Consider the following 19,411-nt stretch of genomic DNA (forward strand, 5'->3'; position numbering starts at 1 on the left):
TGGCGTCAGACTGCCATTGAGGGCTGGCTGTTCATGGATGCACAGCCAAAATGCTAGTACGGGCTGCCCAGCAGCTTCTGGGCGCCATCCTCGTGCAGTGTCCAACCGAGACGTTTAACGGCCTTTTTTGTTGCCGGGCTTGCTTTTCCGGTAAGCCAGAACTCGACGCTCTTGGCCGGGAGGGACCGCGCGCCAGCGTTCAAGGCCTCCAGGATGTCGGAGTTCGTCCTGGTGCACACCAGGTAATCCAGAGGGAAAGCCAAAATCAGACTGCCATTCTCACGCACAGCTCCCACGAACCGGCCGAGCTGAACAAAACGAGCGAGCTTGCCGACGTTTTTGTCATACCCGGCGTACATCTGGCTCATGCGCTGGCGGAACAGCGCCACGTCCTGGTCCTGCGTCCCGGCAACGAACTCCACGAACTCGTCCCTGTCCCGGGTGCCGGTCATGGATGACAGCGACCTGGCGATGATCGTCTGCTGGGTGGGAGTGAACTGCTCGTTGTTGATGAAAAGCCGCGCCAGCGCGTCCTGCACGCCGGCCTTTTTCAGCGCATCGCGGTTTTGCATGCGCAGTTCCGCCGGTGGCACCGTCAGGTCGATGCTGCCGAGCAGGGCGGTGCCGCTCACGCTGGAGACCGCGATGCCCACCCCGCCCGGGATCAAAGCCTGCAAGGCGCTGCCGGTGATGCTTCCGGCGTAGCCTGCTTCCGACAGGCGGTTGAGCTTCTCCTGCAGCACCGGATTGGTGGAGTAGGGGTCCACCCCGAACTCTTTGGCGTAGTCGCGCTTGGTCTGGGAATAGCCGATCACGTTCTGGATTCGGCTGTCCTCGTATTTGCTCGGGGTGCTTTCCACCAGGTTCTCGTGCGCCCTGGCGAACATCTTGCCAACGCCCGACAATGCCCCGCCGATGGTGTTCAAGGGGTCGGTGACGATGTTCACCGCACCCTGGACGGTCTGCTTGCCCTTGTCCGCCAGAGAGGTTCCGAACGCATTGGCGCCGGCCACCTCGTCCATCTTCTTCATGGCGGCGATTTCGGCAATGCGCGTGTACAGGAGGGCCGTGGATTCCGCCTTGATATCGCCGTACCGCGAATGAATGGTATAGGTGTTGAGATAGCTGTCGTTGGTGACGGTGTTGTCCACGCGGTAGTCAGGTCCGGACAGTACCGCCTTGGGCAGGAGCGACGACGCCTGGAGCGTGGGGGGGGATTCGACTTCCTGGGCAAAGGCGAAAACCGCGAGCTGGGCAGCAATGCACAAGGAAAATACGGACATGATGGCGAATTTCACTGCTTTCATGAAGTTCCATAACGCCGGAAACGGCAGACGAGAGTTTTTTGAAAGTCGATACGCCTTCCCCAGTTCGTTCGCCCACACAAAACAGCACACCTACAAGCCACAATTCCTTCAAATATGCTCCAACGCCTGTGCGGATACACCGCTGCTTGCGACCAATGGCAGCTGTCGATCATTTCTCATCGGCCATCCTGGTGATTGATGACCAAACAGGCGGCTTGGGTCACGGGGTTTTCTCCCTGTTTATCAACGCGTGCTCTTTCATGATGCGCCTGACCTCGCGGATGGCCAGGGGATGCTCGTGCGCGCCGTGGCCGGACTTGACGATCAGCTCGGTCTGGGCCGCCTCCAGGTGGGAGCTCCAGTAGGGAACCACGCCGTCGGTTCCGCCAGGGACGCCTGCCTTGCTCTCGTTGCCGATGATGGAGTGGAAGGGGACGGCCACGGGCATGTCGGCCGAGGTCGTCAGCACCGGGTTTTTCGGGGAGAGGCCGTCGATGCCGGTGGGCAGGCCCTTGACGTGGATATTCTTCCCGAAGGTGGCCAGAGTGCCAAGAAGGGAGGCGCTGGCCTTGGCCAGGGTGAACGGCAGCGTGACCAGTTTTCTGCCGATGGCCCCTATCGTCCCCAGGGCCATTCCCGAGCCCCGGTGCGGCGCGGAGATGAACACCGCCTCGGTCACGAAGGGCAGGGGCTTGAAAAAGAACATCTTCTCCACCAGCTTCCGGACATCCTCGGAAACGGGCAACTCCGAGGGGGGCACCTTGGACACGGCGTCCCACAGCTTGTCGCCGCTGTCCTGAACCATGGCCTTGGCCAAAAGCCCGCCCATGCTGTGCCCCACGATGAGCATGTTGTTGAAGGCGGGGTTCGTTCCGTCCGGGTCGTACGTGTTGCGGACATTCAACAGGGATTCGCGAAGCAGCATTTCGGAATAGAGCACCGGGTTCCCGGTAGGGTAGGAGAAGTACCAGAACTGGTAGCGTTCGCGAAGCTCCGGGTCGGACATGAGGCCGTTTATCATGGGCAGCCAGGTCAGCGGGGAGCTTATGAGCCCGTGCACGAACACCACCGGAATTTTGTCCTTCTGGTAGGGCTGGAGCATGTAGAGCCCCTGCGCCCCTTTCAGGGCCTCGGGGTCCATGAGCCCCTTGATGCCCTGGGGCGCGGGAGCGTTGGCGGCCATCCAGGCCAGGGGCGTGGTGGTGTCCGTCTCCAGGGGGACCGTCATGCCCTCCACCTGCACGGAGTTCACCCGCATGGGGTCATAGATTTCCAGCCTGCCTATATATTCGTGCCCGCCATCCGGCTTTGCCGCAGGGCTGGTTTCGATGCGCATGATAAGGGTGGCGGGCAGGACCTGGCGGATTTTGGACAGAAAGCGCGTGTCCTGTCTGTCTTGGTCTTGGGCGGCGGCCTCGCGCACCAGGATGAGCGGTACCCCGAGGCCCGGTACGGAGTGGGTTGCATCCAGGCCGGAGACGGCGAATTCGAAGGCCAGATGGATGCTGGAGAATTCCTCGGGGTTGAAGGGCAGGCCGCTGAGCCTTTCCTTGAGGGCAACGGTTCCCGTGGCCATGGGCAGCTTCATGTCCGGGTGGAAGCGGACACCCTGCTTGCGGGCGTAGAGAATATAGCGCGACAGCGAACGGTTGTGGAACAAAGCGGCGAGACGGGCGTTGGGGCGCAGGTAGTCCTTCGGTGGCGTTACCTTGGGGTCGAACAGGAACAGGTAGGAATACACCGCGCAGGCCAGGTCGAACGATGCGGCCCTGTCCGGCTGCGATGCGTAGCGCTTGGCCTGTATGTGGGCCAGTTCCATGAGGGCGAACAGCGTGCCCGGCCCCGGGTCGGCCTGGTACTTGGCGTCCAGGCGGCTTATGAGGCCGTCGGGATCGCTTTGCCACTGTTCGAGCATGTCCCGCTGCGAGAGGAAGGCCAGGGTGAGCTCGCTGGGGCTTGAAGAGTTTATGGCGGAGCGGTCCAGGGCGTCGAAGCGTTGGGACAGGGTGGCGGGTTTGACGACCACGCCCGCGCAACCTGAGATCATGAAGGCCAGAGCGATTACGGCCAGCAGCAGCAACGCCTTGCGGCTGGCGGCGGGGGGAAGGGAAAATGTGATTGGCATGGTGGCTGTTCGTAACGAACTGGGCCAAGGCTGTCATTTGGTATGTTCTTATGCCGGATATGACAGGGCATATGACAGGGCCTGCCGATTAAGCTGCCGCGCTCCTTCTTTTCATTACCCGATCAATCACTTCCTCCAGCGCCGCCCTTTCCACAGGCTTGGCGATGTAGCCGTCTATGCCTGCCTCAAGGAACTTCTCCTTGTCGCCGGTCATGGCGTAGGCAGTCATGGCGATGATCGGGATGTTCGACTTCGAACTGGAATGATTGCCGCTTCGGATGGCCCGCGTTGCCTCCAGGCCGTCCATGACGGGCATCTGAATGTCCATGAGGATCAGGTCGAAATCCTGGTTGTTCAGAAGCTCCAGCGCCTCCTGGCCGTCCCTGGCGGTGGCGACGAAGTTGCCTGCCTTCTCGAGCATGCGCTTGCTGGTGACAAGGCTCACTGAATCGTCTTCGGCAATGAGAATGCGCAACGGTGCTCGCGCCATGCCAGGCGAGGGATGCGCTTGAGGCTCCGTGTGTTTGCGCCCTGCAGCCGGAAGCCTGAAGGGCAGCGACACAAAGACGGTCGTGCCTTCTCCGGGGCTGCTGTCTATCGTGATGTGGCCACCCAAGAGGTTTACAAGCCGCCGAACGATGGAAAGCCCGAGTCCCGCCCCCTGAAAGCGTCTGGAGTATGAACCCTCGGCCTGGACGAACGGCTCGAAGATGTCTTTCAGGTTCTCCTGGGGAATGCCGATGCCGGTATCGCTTATGGTGAGCAAAACATTGATTGATGCGTCGTTCGTGTTCGGCAGAAGCGACGCCTCGACCCGGATGTCCCCCTGGTCCGTGAATTTTATCGCGTTGCCGACAAGGTTGAAGAGAATCTGGCGCAAGCGCGCTTCGTCGCCCACCAAAACCATGGGGAGTGTGTCGTCGTGTCCGAACGTTAAATTGACTCCCTTGGCTTTCGCCTCGGCGTCGAACAGTTCTTTTATGGAATCCTGGGTCTTTATGAAGTTGAATTGTGCCTCGACGATCTCCATTTTGCCCGCTTCGATCCGTGAGATGTCCAGAATATCGGCAAGCAGCCGGCTCAGGCGGTTGGTGGAGCGGATGGCGCCCAGCAGGTACTCGCGTTGCTCTTCATCAGGCTCGGTGGTCTCAAGCAACTGGAGCATGCCGAGAACCCCGTTTAGGGGGGTGCGTATCTCATGGCTCATGTTGGCCAGAAATTCGGATTTGGCCCTGGTGGCGGCTATGGCCTGGTTTTTGGCCTCTATCAGGGCTTCCTCGATCCTTTTGCGCTCGGTGATGTCCTGGGCCGCCCCCCAGATGCCGCTGATGGCCCCGTGAGAATCGAAGATGGGTTCGCCGCGCACCCACATCCATCCGGTGCCCCCATCCTTCCTTAAGGTTTGCAGTTCCAGCTCGTAGGGTGCCCCCGCCATTCTGGTCCTGGCCAGGGCGGTGGACAAGGCTTCCCAGCTTTCAGGCGTGAACAGCTTCCTGTGCTCGGTGTAAGGAGGGGGCGGGAGTGTATTGTCAAAGCCGAATATCTTGTAAAGTTCTTCCGACCATTCCACTTCGTTGGTGGCAATGTCCAATCGCCAGCTGCCAACATGGGCGATGCGCTGCGATTCCAGCAGGTCCTTTTCCCTGCGGAGCAGCCGCTCCTCCACATTCTTGCGGTCGGTTATGTCCTGGATCGTTCCGCGCAGGCCGATGATGCCGCCGTGTTCGCCCCGGACAGGCTCGCATCGCATGGATACCCATATGGGCGCCCCGTTACGCAGTGCCGGAACATCCAATTCGAAGCCGACACCGGTTTGTACGCTCTCCAGCGCTGCGGAATGGATACGCTCCCAGGAATCGACCGGATAGAGCGTGCCCCGCTGCGCCGTGAAGTCCTGCAAGTTGTTGGTTTCGTCCAGGCCGAATATGGCACGCGCTTCCTCGGAACCCACCGTGGTGCCCGTGGCCGCTTCCCAATACCAGCTGCCCACCCGGGCCACGCGCTGGGCCTCACTGAGTTCCGATGCGATATCCTTGAGTTCCTGCTGGGCTTTAAGGTGCAAGAGCTCGCTGCTGGCCCGGGTGCCCACCAGGCTCAAGACGGTTTCCGCAAGGTGGGTACGCGTGAACGGAGTTTTCCAGATAAGGGCGATGAGGCCGATGGGGTTGTGTTCCAGGTCCCAGAGGGTGATGCCGACGTAACTTTCGGCAGCCATCTGTTGCAGAACCTCATCGTTGGGAAAGAGCGCCCGGACATCGCGCGGAAAGCAACAGACCGTTTTTCCGACCACATCTCCGCATGGAGTGTCCTTCAATGTGTAGGTGACGTTGTCTTCGAATTTTCCATTGAAATACATGGACAGTGTCGTGGCGTTCAGCAAGGCCCCATCAAGCTTGTCGATGCACACGAAATCGGCTTTCAGCGTGTCAGCGAGAAACTTCGCCGTATCGTTGAAGAACTGCCCGCTGGACTGTTTTGGCGTGTATGTGGCCAGGAACAAAAGCGTGTCTTCGGTCAGTTTGCTTTCAGTTATGTCCTGAATCGCCCCGTAGAGAACATACTCGTCCGGGTCGTCGCCATGATCGCAGCGGAAGGTCTCTCGTAGCCATAAAACAGAGCCGTCCTTATGGGTCAGACGGAAATGCTCCTGCCCGGATTCGCCGGGCTTTATGCTTTGGAGACGCTCGGCAACGCCTTGCCTGTCCTCGGGGTATACATGGCCAAGCCAGCAGCCGTCTGCCAGGAGTTCGGCCACGCTGTAGCCCGTCACCTCGTCCACGGCGCCGCCGATCCAGTCGATGCGGTAAGGGGCCGTCCCCTTGCGCCGGCAAAGGTGGTGGAAGCTCGACGAGAGGGCCAGGAGTTTGTTCAGGTGCTGCTGGGAGACCCCATGCAACAAGTTGCCCATAGATTGTCCTTAGGCTGCGAAGGTCTGTATGGTTTCAGTTTGAGTGTACCATGATTGCCATTGAAAGCAATGAAAGGAGAACGACTTGGCCTTGTTTTGGGGCAGCTGGGCAAGAATTCCCGCTGACACCAGAAAGGCACAGGGCTCGGGCCTGTGGGCGTAAGCCCTTGTCGTCCTGGATACCATGGCAGGATAAATGAGACAGGCTGGCCGGTGCATGCCGTGTATTCCAGCCGTGTGGAGCGCCAATATACCTGAGGCATGCGGGCGTACGATTTGTTTTTCCATGCGCAGTGAAACGATTTGGTATATCGTAAGCGTAAACCCATACCCGGAGGTGCTTCATGCGCAAATGGCTCGCTTTGGTTCTGATGGTCCTTTTTGTGTGCGCCGCTTCGGCCGCGCTGGCCGCTGACCCCACGAACCTGGTCGGCACCTGGGAGGGCGCCACCGCGGTGCACTCGGCCAAGGCCGGGTATCTTACCGGCAAGATGGTTCTCACGGTCGAGGGCCAACAGGGCAGCGTGTTCAATGGGAGCAAAACATACATACAGGCGGCCACCAAGAAAACCAGGGCCGAGAAATTCAGCGGCTCCATAAGCTCCGACGGCCGGATCCTCATCGCGGACCACGAGGAGGGCTTCATGGTAGGAACCATCACCAAGGACGGAGAGATGGAGCTGCAATACGCCCATCAAGGCAAGAACGCCGTTGCCGTGCGGATGCTGCTCAAGAAGAAGTAAAGAACCCCCAGCACATACAATTTCGTGCCCGGCTTCCCCTTCGGGAGGTCGGGCACGCCCTTACACGCGCTGACAAATCCGCAGGACTGGTGCGTGAAGGTAAGCCCGGTTATAAAGAACCTGGCCGGTGTGTTCAGGTCTTTTGCAAGCTCATTCCGGCCTGGCCGCAACCTTTAGTGTCTTATGCGTGCGGCAAGGGAGAACGTGCCCCATGATACGCCAGCTCTCGGTCTGCCTTCTTCTGTACTTTCTCGTGTTTGTGAACCAGATCGTCGTGCATTCGTACATCCTGCATGCTTCCGTACGGAACAGGGCCAGGAATGCTGTGGATGGAGAGCTGGTGAATGCGCTGGACTACTTGTTTCGCACCATGGCCGTTATAGTGTCTTGCCATTTGGTGAACATAACCATGTGGGCCATTGTCTTTCTGGTTATTGGCGTAACAGAAGACTTTGAGATGTCTTTCTACGTATCCATAACCAATTATACCACGCTTGGCACCGGCGACGTGGTGTTGCCGAAGCAGTGGAACCTGCTGGCACCCTTCGAGGCGCTGTGCGGGATAATAATGTTCGCCTGGTCCATTTCGTTTTTCTACTCCATTCACCAATACATCATGACCAAGCGCCTTGATCTCGGGAAAATCAACTGACGCACCTCCCGGTGCAGAGGCTGTCGGAAAAAAGCGGGCCGGGTTGAAACCCCGGCCCGGATACGCAGCCCCCCACACCGAATTGAGGGCGCCGTAGGTCCGCTCCGATACGTCACATCTTATTTCGACTCGTAAACCACCTTGCCGCCGACAATGGTCTTGACCACAGTGATGTCCGCGATCTTTTCCTTGGGCATGGTCAGCAAATCGCCCGAGATCACCGTCATGTCGGCTAATTTGCCGGGTTCGATGGAGCCTCTGGAATCGGCCTCGCCCATGGCCTTCGCCCCCCAGACGGTCCACATCTTAAGTGCCTCCTCGGGCGTGAGCGCCTGCTCGGGCTCAAAAAGTCCCATGTCGGACTGGCGGGTCACCACCGCGGCCATGGCCTTGAAGGGGTTTATGTTGCCAAGGTAGATGCCCGTCATGTCGCTGCTGGCGGCGGGCTCCAAGCCGGCGTCCACCATGGAGCGGAACTTGAAACCGGTGGCGGCCAGCTTCGGGTCCATGTTCTCGAAGTCGGCCTTCACAAGCTCCGAGAGCCAGATGGGCTGGACCACCACGCGAAGCCCGCTCTTCATCATCTGTTTGGCCCGGGCGAGCTGTTCGTCTTTGAGCTGGAACATGCCGAAGTGCTCGATGCGCATGATGGGCGCGGGGGTACCTGCCTTGAGAAGCGCGTCGTAGGCGTCAAGGCCCATGGTCACCGCCTTGTCGCCGGAGCAATGGATCATGCTGATCACGCCGTTCTTGGCCGCGATGGCCGCGAAGCGGTTGGCGCCAGCCTGGTCCGTCACCAGCGTTCCCCGGTTTCCGACCGGGTCGGTGTCGGCATGGCCCACGTAGGGCTCGCACATGTAGCCGGTGCGGGCGTCGTTTTCGCCGTCAATCCAGTCCTTTATGGCCGCGAACTTGTACCAGGACGGATCAGCCTCCTTGGGCATGCGAAAACCGCTCACGTCCTCGGGCATGTTCTTGGCGTTGGACGAGGTCCACACCGAGGTGCTGAAGCGGATGGTGGGTTTGACGCCGGTCTTCGCCACCGCCTGGAGAACGGGCAGGGCCGTGGCCGGGGTGATGGCCATGAGCGAGGTGAACCCGTTCTGGTTCCAGAACGACTGGATGCCCGTGGTGTAGAAGCGTTCCAGGTCCTTCACTGTCGGGTTGGTGGGGACATCGGCCTGGGCGTCGGCCAGGGCTCCGGTGGGCTCGCCATTCTGGTCCATGATGACGGTGGTTCCGTGCTGGAGCTTGGTGACGCCCTTGGTTATGCCAAGCAGTTTAAGTGCCGGGGAGTTCACCACGCACAGATGCGCGCCGTCGGCCAGAACCACGGGGTTGTCCGGGGCAACCGAGTCAAGCTCCGCCTTGGTGGGCAGCCGCTTTTCCTCGAACTTGTTCTGGCTGGCCGAGGCGCAGGCCACGAAGACCCACTCGCCCTTGGGCGTCTTCTTGACCCACTCCGCGATGTTTTCGAGGGCCTGCTTGACGGACTTGGTCCCCGGATACCTGGCATCCACCCAGTTGTCCTTTAAGAACACCGTCTCCATGGGGTGGCAATGGGCGTCGATAAGCCCGGGCAGAACCGTCTTGCCGCCCAGGTCGACCAGCTGGGTGGCCGGGCCTGCGAGTTTCTTCATCTCCTCGTTGGTCCCGACGGCCAGGAATTTGCCGTCAGCCACGCAGACAGCCTGGGCGATGGCCCCCCCGGGGCCCATCGTGACCACCTTGGCATTGAAGAACACGGTGTCCGGGGGTGCGGCGTAGGCGGGCAGCGTTGCCAGACCCGCAAGCATGACGGCCAGGGACAGTATCCCCGGAACGCACAATCGCCATAATGAACGAAAAGCTCGCATGGCGTTCTCCTCGATGATGGTTGGCTTAAAGGCTCTCCTCTTTCGGTCCCGCGTGGCCCGGCCTAGAACTTCACGGCGAAGGACCCGTAGATGACGTCACCCGTGAGCCTATTCTGCCCGCCGATGTCGTGGATCCACTTGGCGATGAAGCTCACGTCCTTGCCGAAAACGGGCGTGGTGTAGCTTACCAGCGGGCCAATGCCTGTGCTGGAGGAGTTGTAGGGCCCCATGGTTGCGCCCTTGCCCGAGTCCGGCGTGGTCTGCGCCACAACGTAGCCAACGGCCCCGAAGGCGAAGCGCTCGTTGTAGTGGTAGGCGGCTGTCCAATCCAGGTGGAACTGGTTGCCGGACAGGTACTTGGTGGCGGTGTTTTCGCTGTTTATCATGTAGCCGGCATTGAGCGATATCTCGTACCCCTTTTTGCTCAGCCACGTGAAGGCCACGTTGCCGTCGAAGGAGAAGTAACCCATGCCCAGGTTGGTGAGCACCTTCTTGTCGAAGTAGCCGGTGGGGAGAAAGACCGTGGGCATGAGCGCCAGATGGCATTCTCCGAAGCTCCAGGCGGCCACCGGGGTTATGAAGATGTCGGAGAGCCCACCCCTGTTGCCGTCGCCGGTTTTTGAAAAACTGTGGCCCTTGCCCCGTGGGTCGAAGATGTTCACGTTGCCGCCCACGTTGGTGTTTATGATGACCGGTACGCCAACGGCCAGGCCCAGGAGTCCCCCAATGGCCGGCACGTCCGCCACGTAGGAGAGCTTGGTGAGGTTCAGCACCGTGTAGGCGTTCAACTGGCCGTAGACGTAGCCTCCCTTGAAGGCCTGCTTCAGGCTCTGGGCCATGTAGATGGTGTCGTTTCGAACGTAGAAGCCTTCCCCGGGAATAAGCCCCATGAGGAAGTCGCCGTAGGCGCCCTGGATGTAGTGGCTGGTTCCGCCCTCGGTGGCGCGCGAATCCACGGCGAAGGCCGTGAGCAGCGTGGCCGCGCACAACGCCATGAGAGCTGCGCGGCCAAGCCGATGAGTCAGCATGTGCAGGTTCCGTAACATAGTAAGCCCCTTGCGATATTTTTTATGACGATTTCCGCCACGGATTACTGCGGCATGGGTTTGGCCGCAGCCGAAACATCGGGATAGTCCGCGGGCTTGTTGATGGCGATGCTCATGGGTGACTTGGCCCCGGCCAGGGCCTTGGTCAGATCCACATAGCTCCAGTTCTTGTTGTCGTAGGTGCGGTAGTAGTAGCGCTTGCGGGCCACGTCGGCCACCACGGTCCAGTCCGTGATCTCGAGGTCGACCCCGGTGGCGGTTTTCTGGCGCACCGAGCCCACGGGGATGTCCACGTTGTTTATTATGGTCATGGCCAGGGTGACGCCCGCATCGGGCCCGGTCACGGGTTCGGCGGTCTGGGTCAGGGCCACCATGCGCACGAAGCGGCTGGGGGAGGTGAAGTCGCCGGGGAGGCCCAGCAGGCCGGAGCCCTGGCTGAAGGGCAGGACCTTCACACCGCTCATGGTCGTGCCATTGGCGTTGTCCGGGGAGAGGTTGACGTAGTTGGAGAGGTTGGTGAGCATCCAGTCGAAGTTGGGGGAGTTGGTCAGTACGCCTATGGGGTTGTCGTGGAGCTTCAATGCGCCGTCCACGTATTCGATCACCAGGCTTTCGCCGGTGGCGTCGTGCACGGTGAAGTGCAGGGGAGTGGCGCCTGTTTTCTCCATTGGGCCCTGGCACACGGTAGCCGACTTGATGCCCTTGCGCACTTCGGCCACGGTGGCGAAGCTAGAAAGCAGCCAGGTGTTCACCTCGAACTGGGCCAGGGTGGAGGAGGCCTTGGCGGACGAGTAGGGCTGGTATTTGACGTAGGCGGGGATGTAGAGGCTGCCCACGATGAGGCCCTTTTCGTTCATGCCGTCGGTTACGATGGGAACGCCCTCCACGTTCATGCCCACGAACCCGTACTTGGCGGTCCATTTCATGCCCCGGGACTGACCGTCGGGCAGGGTTCCCTGATATTTCGAGCCCTTGGGGACCACGCACACGCTAGAGGGGAAGTTGGCGAACTCCATTGTCCTGGCGTAGATCACGGCCCCATCCGCGGTTTTCAGGCGGATGCTGGTGCAGGCCTGGGCGGGCTGGAACCAGGCCAGCAGGGCGAAGGCAAGAAGGCATGGAATCAGGAAGTATCTCGACATGACATTCTCCTTGGCTGTGTTCTTTAAAAGAGTTTCGGCAGAATCGGGGTCACGGTGAACTTGAAGGTCCATTCGTTGCCCGGGATGTTGCGGGGGCGAACCACGGAATAGTCGGCCTCGATGCCGAACTTCACAGGCACCTTGCCCACCTGCACCAGCTTGGACACGCCAAGGCCCACGGGCACTGTCCAGCGGTCCTCGGCCTTGGACTGCATCCAGTCGACGAGGATGTTGGGAGCCATGCCCACCTGCCACGTGGGCGCGGGGGAATACCAGATGAAGTACTGGGCCTTGGTGAGGCTCACGTTTCTGCGTTTGGCATCCCCGCCAATGGACCACCAGTGCTGCGGGAACACGCCGACAACCCATTTTTCGTCCATGTAGAGCGCGGCCACGGCCGGGCCGAGCTGCCACTTGCCGTTGCCAAGGTGCTTGTCCGTGGCCGTGGGGAAGATGGCGGTGGGGCCTGCTCCGAAGATGAAGCCGGAGGACTGCTGGCTGTTGGGAGTGAGCAGGGCCATGAATTCTATGTCGCCAAGCCCGAACTTGTAGTCCACCTTGGAGAGTCCGGCCTCGTAGGGAGAGTTGTAGATGGGAATAACCGGCCTGGTGATAAGGCGTAGGTCGCTTGAAAGGTCGAAGGTGAGCACCGGCTGGAAGTTCCAGTTGAACTGTAGCTTGGGGTCGCTGTAGAGCTTGCCTTTTTCCGACTGAATGAGGTTGAAGTTGAACTGGTTGGCGATCATCCACAGATCGCCCACCGGGTTCGAGGATTGCTGGGTGAGCTTCTGGAGGTCCTTGTCACCGCCGGGCGCCGCTTCTTGGGCGAAAGACGCCTGGTGACAGACGCCAAGCAGCACAAACAACAGTGCCGCAGCCCATGTTTTGGGGGTCATTTTCAAGTTCTGGCCTCCACAGGGTTGGTACGTCGTTATGGCTTGGTTGCCGGGATGCGAGATCAGTCGTCATCTGGTTTCGGTAAACCAACCAGCTAAAACAGGGCGTACGAAATCCTGTCTGGCCCATTGTGATGGGAGTGGGGTATTTTATTACGAATTGCAGGAGGGAAGGCAAGCCCGAAGAATACGGAAGAAGCGGGGGGTTGTCTTGCGCGCACGTTTCAATTTATCTGCGCGCATGACCAATACGAACGACACCATACCCCAGGAAGTGATCGACCTGGCGGGAAACGGGCGAAAGAGCCTCTGCCGGGCCTGGCGCGAGCATCTTGGGCTTGCCAAGGAAGAGGTGGCCAGGAGGATGGGCATATCGCCCGCGGCGCTTGAGCAGATAGAGGCCCGCACGGCCAAACCGCGCAAGGCCACTTTGAGCAAGGTGGCCACGGCTCTCGGACTGACTGTCGAGCAGCTGTGCATGAAAACCTGACGCCACGGCCAAGCGCCCTCGACATGGTTGACCAAACACGTTGTCGGTGTCAGGGATACTCATGATGGCCCTTCGGGCCTCGAAAAGCCAACGATCACAGGAGCTACCATGCGCGCCATCGCCATCTTAAGCCTGCTCGCCCTCGTGGCCTGCGCCACTCCCGCAAAAAAACCCGCCTACGACGCTGCCGATGCCAACAAGGACGGGAAGATCTCCCGCCAGGAATTCAGGAATCTGTTCAAAGACAACGCCCAGGACAAGGCCGACGAGATGTTCAACCGCCACGACACCAACCGCGACGGCAATCTCACCGGCCCCGAGTACGACCTCTGGGACGTGGTGGGCTCGGACGACAGCCTGCGCCCCTGGTAGGCGGTCGGCCTGACGGGCGTGCGCCCGGCCATTGGGCCGAAAAGCCCAAGGCCGTGGCGGTCCCGTTCGTGAGCCGGCACCGTATTGGGGAGGCCATTCGGCCTCGCCCGTAACTCTCTTGGTGCGCCCGGAGGCATTCCCTGGGACCTCCTTGCCTGGCCCGCGTACCTTCGGCGGGGGTCTGGCAGACGCACGGGCTTTTTGTCTTTCAGGCCGTAACTGCTTTGGTCCGTTATGATTACAGCGGGAAGAACACCATGAGCGAAAACGACAATAATACCCAGCACAGTCAGGCCGTTCGCTTAAGCATCGCCAATGGAGCGGAGCTGAGCCTTGCGTATGTGTTCATGAACATGCTCGCGGCCACCATCGCGAGCTATGGTCTTCTTGCGAACAGTCCGGCCGTTATTATCGGCGCCATGATTATCGCCATGCTTCTCGGCCCCATTACGGGAGTGTCCTTGGCGCTGGTCGACAGCGACATGAAGTTGCTGCTTAGAAGCCTGGTCACGCTTGGAGCCGGCGCGGTGAGCGTTATTGCTGTCGCGCTTACGGTTGGTGTCATTCATGGCGATGTGCCAATAACCAATGAAATAATCGCCCGGACCACGCCGAATTTCGCCGACCTGATGGTCGCCCTGGCCGGAGGAGCGGCCGGCGCGTATGCAACGGTGTCGCCCCGCCTGAGTGTCGCGTTCGTTGGCGTGGCCATCGCCACCGCGCTTGTCCCGCCGCTGTCGGCCGCGAGCATCCTTTTCGCGCGCGGGGAAATCGTTCCAGCTTCCGGCGCGCTCCTGCTTACGTTCACGAACATTGTGGCCATTCAGTTCGCTTCGTCCGTGGTCTTCTGGTTCACGGGGTTTCGGAAGATCAGCCATGCGTACGGTGTGTCATTCTTTAACTTCATTAAAATGAACGGCGTGAGCATTTGCATTCTGGTCGTTCTGGCCGGCGTTTTGACAGACAGCATGCATGAGGTTCTCTCCAAAAAGATCTTTGAATCTTCTTCAAAGCACTCCTTGCAGCAGGAACTTGAAAGCATTGAAGGAAACTACCTGGTTTCCGTTCGTTTCGAGGAGCAAAAAGGTGGAGGCCTCATAGTGCGCGCCGTTGTTCGCGGGCCCGAACCGCCAAGCGCCGCTCAAGTCGCGCAGATCGAGAAGAAGCTGCCCAAACATCCGAAAGGCAAGCCGCAGGAGCTTCGAGTCCGGTTCGTCCCCACAATGACCATCAACCGCGACGGGCTGCTCTATCAGGACCCGGATGACGGCTACCCGGCCAAATGACTGTCAGGGTGGAGATGAGAGCGTCGACACCATTTCATTCAGTTACATTCCACCCCGCTTCCCGGGTAAATGGTTCACGCCTTTGTCGTCCGTATTCTTTCCGTATTCCCGCTGGTTGAGGATGCCTTTGCCCCGAGAGAAATAAGAATATCATGTGAAAATGTGCGGGTGACAATGGAGTGAAGAGCGCAATGCAAGCCCGTCCCTCCCTGCGACCCGGATGGTACCGCCCGTGCCTTATGCATGCCATTGCTGGATTACTTATCGCCCTGTTTTCGATTGCATAAGCTCTGACTCATGTTTCGAAAGAAAGTCTTGCATATCAGTTGAAGTGTGCCTATATGATGTGACCTTAATACTCTCGGATATAATTTCAAATGTAGAAACCGGAGGCACACATGGATGACTGTTTGAAAGAAGCCTTGGATATTGTTAAAGCGCAAGCCAAGTTCCGCTCGATGACTGCCGGGGAAATCACTTCCATGGTGGCAAGCCTGACAGCCAATCTGAAAGGCATTGTTGAACCTGGGGGATGTGTCTACGAATCAGGCTCCGCAAAGGGCCAGGATCCGAAGAAGGCCATCAAGGAAAAATCCGTCACCTGTCTTGAATGCGGGGAATCGTTCAAGGTTATAACCAAGCGCCATCTGATCACACACGGTCTGGACAAGAAGTCCTACCTTGAAAAGCATGGACTCAAACCTGGAACCGCATTGGCCAGCAAGGAACTTACCCGCACCAGGCGGACAAAGATGAAGGACATGAAGCTCTGGGAAAGGCGGACAAAGAAGACGGTTAAGGGTTAGTGCAACGGTTTGTGTACCACGCATCTGGTTTTACATATTTCAAGTCATAGAGAGCGCGGACCGGGCGGGCCGCATCGTGCGACTTCACCATGGCCCGTCCGCCAGTGCGCTCCCGGAAAGGCCCGGCCGTGCGGTTGCCGGGGCAGGCACTGTCCGGCTTGAAGCGCGGTCTCGCGCAAGCCCACGGCACGGTGCATCCCCGCCGCGAGACGCCGCCAAAGCGGCGTTTTTCGCGTTCCAATTGACCATAAGCACGCCTTCGGGGTACAAACGTACCACTCTGCGACATGTAATTGGAGTTCATGCCGCTTGTTGAGCAAGACCACACGGGGAGCCATGCGCGACAGCGCAAATACCAGCGACGAGCTCCTTGCCGAGCTTCAAGCCGCCCGCCGGAAGATTGCTTTTCTTGAATCTCGCAGCGCGACGACCGGACACGCCGGAGAACTCCGGATGGACACGTTGTGCTGTTCGCGGATTCCATCCACTGATTCCGCGACGATCGATTTCAAGGACCTTTTTGACATCTCGAAATTGCAGCGCCTGCAGGACGAATTCGCCACGGCCACGGGCGTGGCCTCGATCATAACCTATCCTGACGGCACCCCCATCACCAACCCCAGCAACTTCTGCCGCCTGTGCAGCGATCTCATCCGCAAGACCGAGAAAGGATGCGAAAACTGCAGGATGTCCGACGCGTCCATCGGGCGGCATTGCGCCACGGGGCCCATTATCGAGCACTGCAAGAGCGGGGGGCTGTGGGACGCCGGAGCCGGTATTACCGTTGGCGGCCAGCATGTGGCCTGCTGGCTCATAGGCCAGGTGCGCGACGAAACCCAGACCGAAGAGTCCATACGCGCCTACGCCAGGCAGATCGGCGCGGAAGAGGACGAGGTGGCCAAAGCCTTTGGCGAAGTCCCGAAGATGTCGCTTGAACGCTTTCAGAATCTGGCCCAGGTGCTTTTTACTTTGGCCAACCAGCTCTCAGCCATGGCGCACCAGAACCTGCGCCAGGCCCGCCTGATAGCCGACCTGGAGCGGACCGAAAAGGAGCTCAAGGAGAGCACCGCCCGCATCAACCGCATAACCGACGCGGCCCAGGACGCCATCATCATGATGGACCCGGACGGGAGGATAAGCTTCTGGAACCTGGCTGCCGAGCGCATTCTCGGATACTCGCGCGAACAAGCCCTTGGAATGGAACTGCATGAGATTCTGGCGCCGGAGCGTTACCAACAAGAGGCCCGCGCCGCGGTTCACAGGTTCAGGTCCGCGAGCCAGGGCGGTGTTTTGGGCAGGACCGTGGAACTGGCCGCGAAACGCAAGGACGGGGCGGAGCTTGATGTCTCGCTTTCCCTCTCCGGGCTTGAAATCGAGGGGCGCTGGCATGCCGTGGGCATCATGCGCGACATCACCAGCCGCAAACAATCCGACCGGGAGCTGGCCGACGCCAAGGCCATGCTCGACGCCACCTTCGAGCAGAACCCGGTCCCCATGGTCCTGGTGACCATGCCCGGCGGCGTGGTCACAATCGCCAACAAGGCCAGCAAGGACTTCCTTGGCGTCGAGGACGGGTCGGAATACCTGGGCCGCTCCCTTTTAGACATCGACAGGAAGTGGGCGGAATACGACCCGCAGGGGCGCCTAGTGTCCGTTACTGATCTGCCGCTTTCGCGGGCCATGGCCGGGGAGACCACCAAGAACGAGCTATTGCGCATCCAGTGCGCCGACGGAGCCACCCGCTGGGAGCTGGTGAGCGCCGCGCCCATTTTCGGCCGGGACGGGCGCATGATCGGCGCGTTCACCACCTTTCCGGACATCACCGACCGGGTGCACGCCGAGGAAGCCATCAAGGAGTCGCTCAAGGAGAAGGAGGTACTCCTGCGGGAGGTTCACCACCGGGTGAAAAACAACCTCCAGATCATCTCCAGCCTCTTGAGCCTTCAGGAAAACTCCCTGGACAACCCGGCGGCCCTGGACGCACTGGCCAGCAGCAGGGGCAGGGTGGCCTCCATGGCCCTTATCCATGAGCAGCTCTACCGCTCCAGGGACCTCTCCGGTGTGGGCCTGGACGAATACCTCAGGCAGTTCCTCCCCCGGCTGGTCTCGACCTACGCGTCCGGGCGCAGCATCTCCCTGGTGCTTGAACCTTCCACCATAGCCCTGTGCCTGGACCAGGCCATCCCCCTTGGGCTCATAATAAACGAGCTGGTCACCAACTCCCTGAAGCACGCCTTCAAGGACACGGGCCAAGGGTGCATACGCGTCGTGGCGACACTGCACGACGGCACGGTCAGCCTGCTTGTGGCCGACGACGGCACGGGCCTGCCCGTTGACTACGAGGCGCGAAAGGACCAGTCCCTGGGCCTGCAGATCGTCACCATGCTGGCCAGGCAGCTACGCGGCAAGCTTGCCACGGACATTTGCGAGGGGACCACCTTCAGACTCAGCTTTCCCTTAAGTGTTCGCCCGGCGTAGGCTTGCGCGCCGTACGAACGCCTCCTCTTAATCCAAGGACTCCGCTGCGCCAGTATCTGGCCCGGATGGCCCTGCGGTTTCTCAAGCAACGCCCTTTATTGTTTGCAGTCCCTGCCTGGAATTGCGTTGCGAAGTCATCATGGATAAAGAGCTTTCAGGAAAGTGCAGAAAGTTCCAATACCAAGGAATTACACATGATACATGCAAGCATGTTCTACACCGGCGTTCGCGTCGTGTGCGCTCTGGCCCTTGCGTTGGGTCTTACTCTTGGCGCGGCTTTGGCCAAGGACGTGTCGCCTGTGGGGGAAAAGATCGCCGTGGACGGGAAAGGCCACGCCATCTACCAGGTCGAGGCCAACGGGATCAAGATAGGGTACAAATTGATCGGTTCCGGGGAGCCGCTTTTGCTGCTCACCGGGCTTGGCTGCACCATGGACCGCTGGACCCCCGAGTTCATCGACGCGGCCTCCGCCAAATACCAGCTGATCATCATGGACAACCGCGGGATGGGGTACACCACGGACAACGGGCTGGATTTCAATTACAAGCTTTTCGCCAAGGACGTGATCAGCCTGCTTGATTCTCTTGGAGTGAGCAAAACCAATGTGCTGGGGTATTCCCAGTCGAGCGTCACCACCCAGAATCTGCTTCTCGACTATCCGGACAGGGTGGGCAAGGCGGTCATCCATGCCACGTCGACCGATGGAAAAGCCGTGGCCGCCGCATTTAAGAGCGGACCCCTGCCAGACAACCCGACCATCAAGAAGCAGATCCAGGCGGCAATGGGTTGGGAGGCCCCCCTGGACAGGGTGGCGCTTATCACGAACCAGGTGATGCTGCTGGTGGGCACCGCGGACACCATCGTGGGCACGCAGAGCTCGAAGACCCTGGCCGGCCTTATCCCCGGCGCCTGGCTTGTCCAGTTCAAAAACGGGACCCATCACCTCCAGTTCGAGGCCCCGGCCGAATTTGCCCGCATCGTCCTGACTTTTCTTGAGATGAACGAAACCGTACCGGCGCCTGCCAAATAACAGTTCCGCTGGAGCGCGGGAGCGTTGCCCGAATCCTTGCGCCCAGGTTCGAGAACTGCGCGGCGTTTCCGCCGACATGGCTAAAAAGGTATCGCACACTTGCCGTGTGCGTTTACCGCCTGAATTCACGCGATAATTATGGCGATCACGCCTGACGCCGTAAGCCGGTCGTAACAGCCGGAATCCCTAGCAAATCCATCCCCCGAGTCGTCCGCTTCACGTACTGTTTTCCTTTCGTGGGAAGGTGAGCAAACCTCTTGACAGTAACACGAG

15 protein-coding genes are annotated in these 19,411 nt (G+C 59.9%); 8 read left to right on the plus strand and 7 right to left on the minus strand.

From position 1 onward, the window contains the following. Positions 1-53: 53 nt before the first annotated feature. The 3 genes from HY795_06440 to HY795_06450 all read right to left on the minus strand — a co-directional run bounded on the left by HY795_06440 (position 54) and on the right by HY795_06450 (position 6,340). A complete protein-coding gene (locus HY795_06440; GenBank protein MBI4804855.1) occupies positions 54-1,307 on the minus strand; it encodes a hypothetical protein in 1,254 nt (417 codons plus the stop codon). A 220-nt stretch (positions 1,308-1,527) separates the two neighbouring features. After that, positions 1,528-3,354, minus strand: coding sequence for an alpha/beta hydrolase (locus tag HY795_06445; GenBank protein MBI4804856.1), 1,827 nt, complete (start codon positions 3,352-3,354; stop codon positions 1,528-1,530). 166 nt (positions 3,355-3,520) lie between these two features. Beyond that, entirely contained in the window at positions 3,521-6,340 is a 2,820-nt protein-coding gene (locus tag HY795_06450; GenBank protein MBI4804857.1) for a PAS domain S-box protein, read from the minus strand. 344 nt (positions 6,341-6,684) lie between these two features. Between HY795_06450 and HY795_06455 the strand changes: the two genes are divergently transcribed. Together HY795_06455 and HY795_06460 are read left to right on the plus strand one after the other, a co-directional pair. Then, positions 6,685-7,083, plus strand: coding sequence for a hypothetical protein (locus tag HY795_06455; GenBank protein MBI4804858.1), 399 nt, complete (start codon positions 6,685-6,687; stop codon positions 7,081-7,083). A gap of 211 nt (positions 7,084-7,294) precedes the next feature. Continuing rightward, positions 7,295-7,735 (plus strand): hypothetical protein, encoded by a 441-nt coding sequence (locus HY795_06460; GenBank protein MBI4804859.1) that lies wholly within the window; start codon positions 7,295-7,297, stop codon positions 7,733-7,735. Between the two features lie 119 nt (positions 7,736-7,854). Here the strand turns inward: HY795_06460 and HY795_06465 are convergent, their stop codons facing one another. The 4 genes from HY795_06465 to HY795_06480 form a co-directional block, all read right to left on the minus strand. Beyond that, a complete protein-coding gene (locus HY795_06465) occupies positions 7,855-9,591 on the minus strand; it encodes an amidohydrolase (GenBank protein ID MBI4804860.1) in 1,737 nt (578 codons plus the stop codon). A 62-nt stretch (positions 9,592-9,653) separates the two neighbouring features. After that, positions 9,654-10,619, minus strand: a complete 966-nt coding sequence (locus HY795_06470) for a transporter (protein ID MBI4804861.1) — start codon at positions 10,617-10,619, stop codon at positions 9,654-9,656. A gap of 62 nt (positions 10,620-10,681) precedes the next feature. Beyond that, positions 10,682-11,779: a choloylglycine hydrolase family protein gene (locus HY795_06475; protein ID MBI4804862.1), complete on the minus strand. Its 1,098-nt coding sequence runs from the start codon at positions 11,777-11,779 to the stop codon at positions 10,682-10,684. A gap of 23 nt (positions 11,780-11,802) precedes the next feature. Continuing rightward, positions 11,803-12,675 (minus strand): hypothetical protein, encoded by an 873-nt coding sequence (locus HY795_06480; protein MBI4804863.1) that lies wholly within the window; start codon positions 12,673-12,675, stop codon positions 11,803-11,805. 241 nt (positions 12,676-12,916) lie between these two features. Between HY795_06480 and HY795_06485 the strand changes: the two genes are divergently transcribed. From HY795_06485 to HY795_06510, 6 genes are all read left to right on the plus strand, one after another. Beyond that, the gene (locus HY795_06485; protein MBI4804864.1) at positions 12,917-13,165 is read left to right on the plus strand and encodes a helix-turn-helix transcriptional regulator; all 249 of its coding nucleotides are present in this window, start codon (positions 12,917-12,919) and stop codon (positions 13,163-13,165) included. Between the two features lie 108 nt (positions 13,166-13,273). Further along, positions 13,274-13,537, plus strand: a complete 264-nt coding sequence (locus HY795_06490; protein ID MBI4804865.1) for an EF-hand domain-containing protein — start codon at positions 13,274-13,276, stop codon at positions 13,535-13,537. Between the two features lie 257 nt (positions 13,538-13,794). After that, positions 13,795-14,823 carry a DUF389 domain-containing protein gene (locus tag HY795_06495; GenBank protein ID MBI4804866.1) on the plus strand — a complete coding sequence of 343 codons (1,029 nt, stop codon included), beginning with the start codon at positions 13,795-13,797 and terminating at the stop codon, positions 14,821-14,823. Positions 14,824-15,221: 398 nt separating this feature from the next. Next, the gene (locus tag HY795_06500; protein ID MBI4804867.1) at positions 15,222-15,629 is read left to right on the plus strand and encodes a MucR family transcriptional regulator; all 408 of its coding nucleotides are present in this window, start codon (positions 15,222-15,224) and stop codon (positions 15,627-15,629) included. Positions 15,630-15,965: 336 nt separating this feature from the next. Beyond that, on the plus strand, positions 15,966-18,107 hold the full coding sequence (locus tag HY795_06505; GenBank protein ID MBI4804868.1) for a PocR ligand-binding domain-containing protein: 2,142 nt from the start codon (positions 15,966-15,968) through the stop codon (positions 18,105-18,107). Between the two features lie 194 nt (positions 18,108-18,301). Further along, positions 18,302-19,138: an alpha/beta hydrolase gene (locus HY795_06510; protein MBI4804869.1), complete on the plus strand. Its 837-nt coding sequence runs from the start codon at positions 18,302-18,304 to the stop codon at positions 19,136-19,138. Positions 19,139-19,411: the final 273 nt, after the last annotated feature.

Origin of the sequence: Desulfovibrio sp. (assembly GCA_016208105.1) — a bacterium.
Taxonomy (GTDB): domain Bacteria; phylum Desulfobacterota; class Desulfovibrionia; order Desulfovibrionales; family Desulfovibrionaceae; genus Fundidesulfovibrio.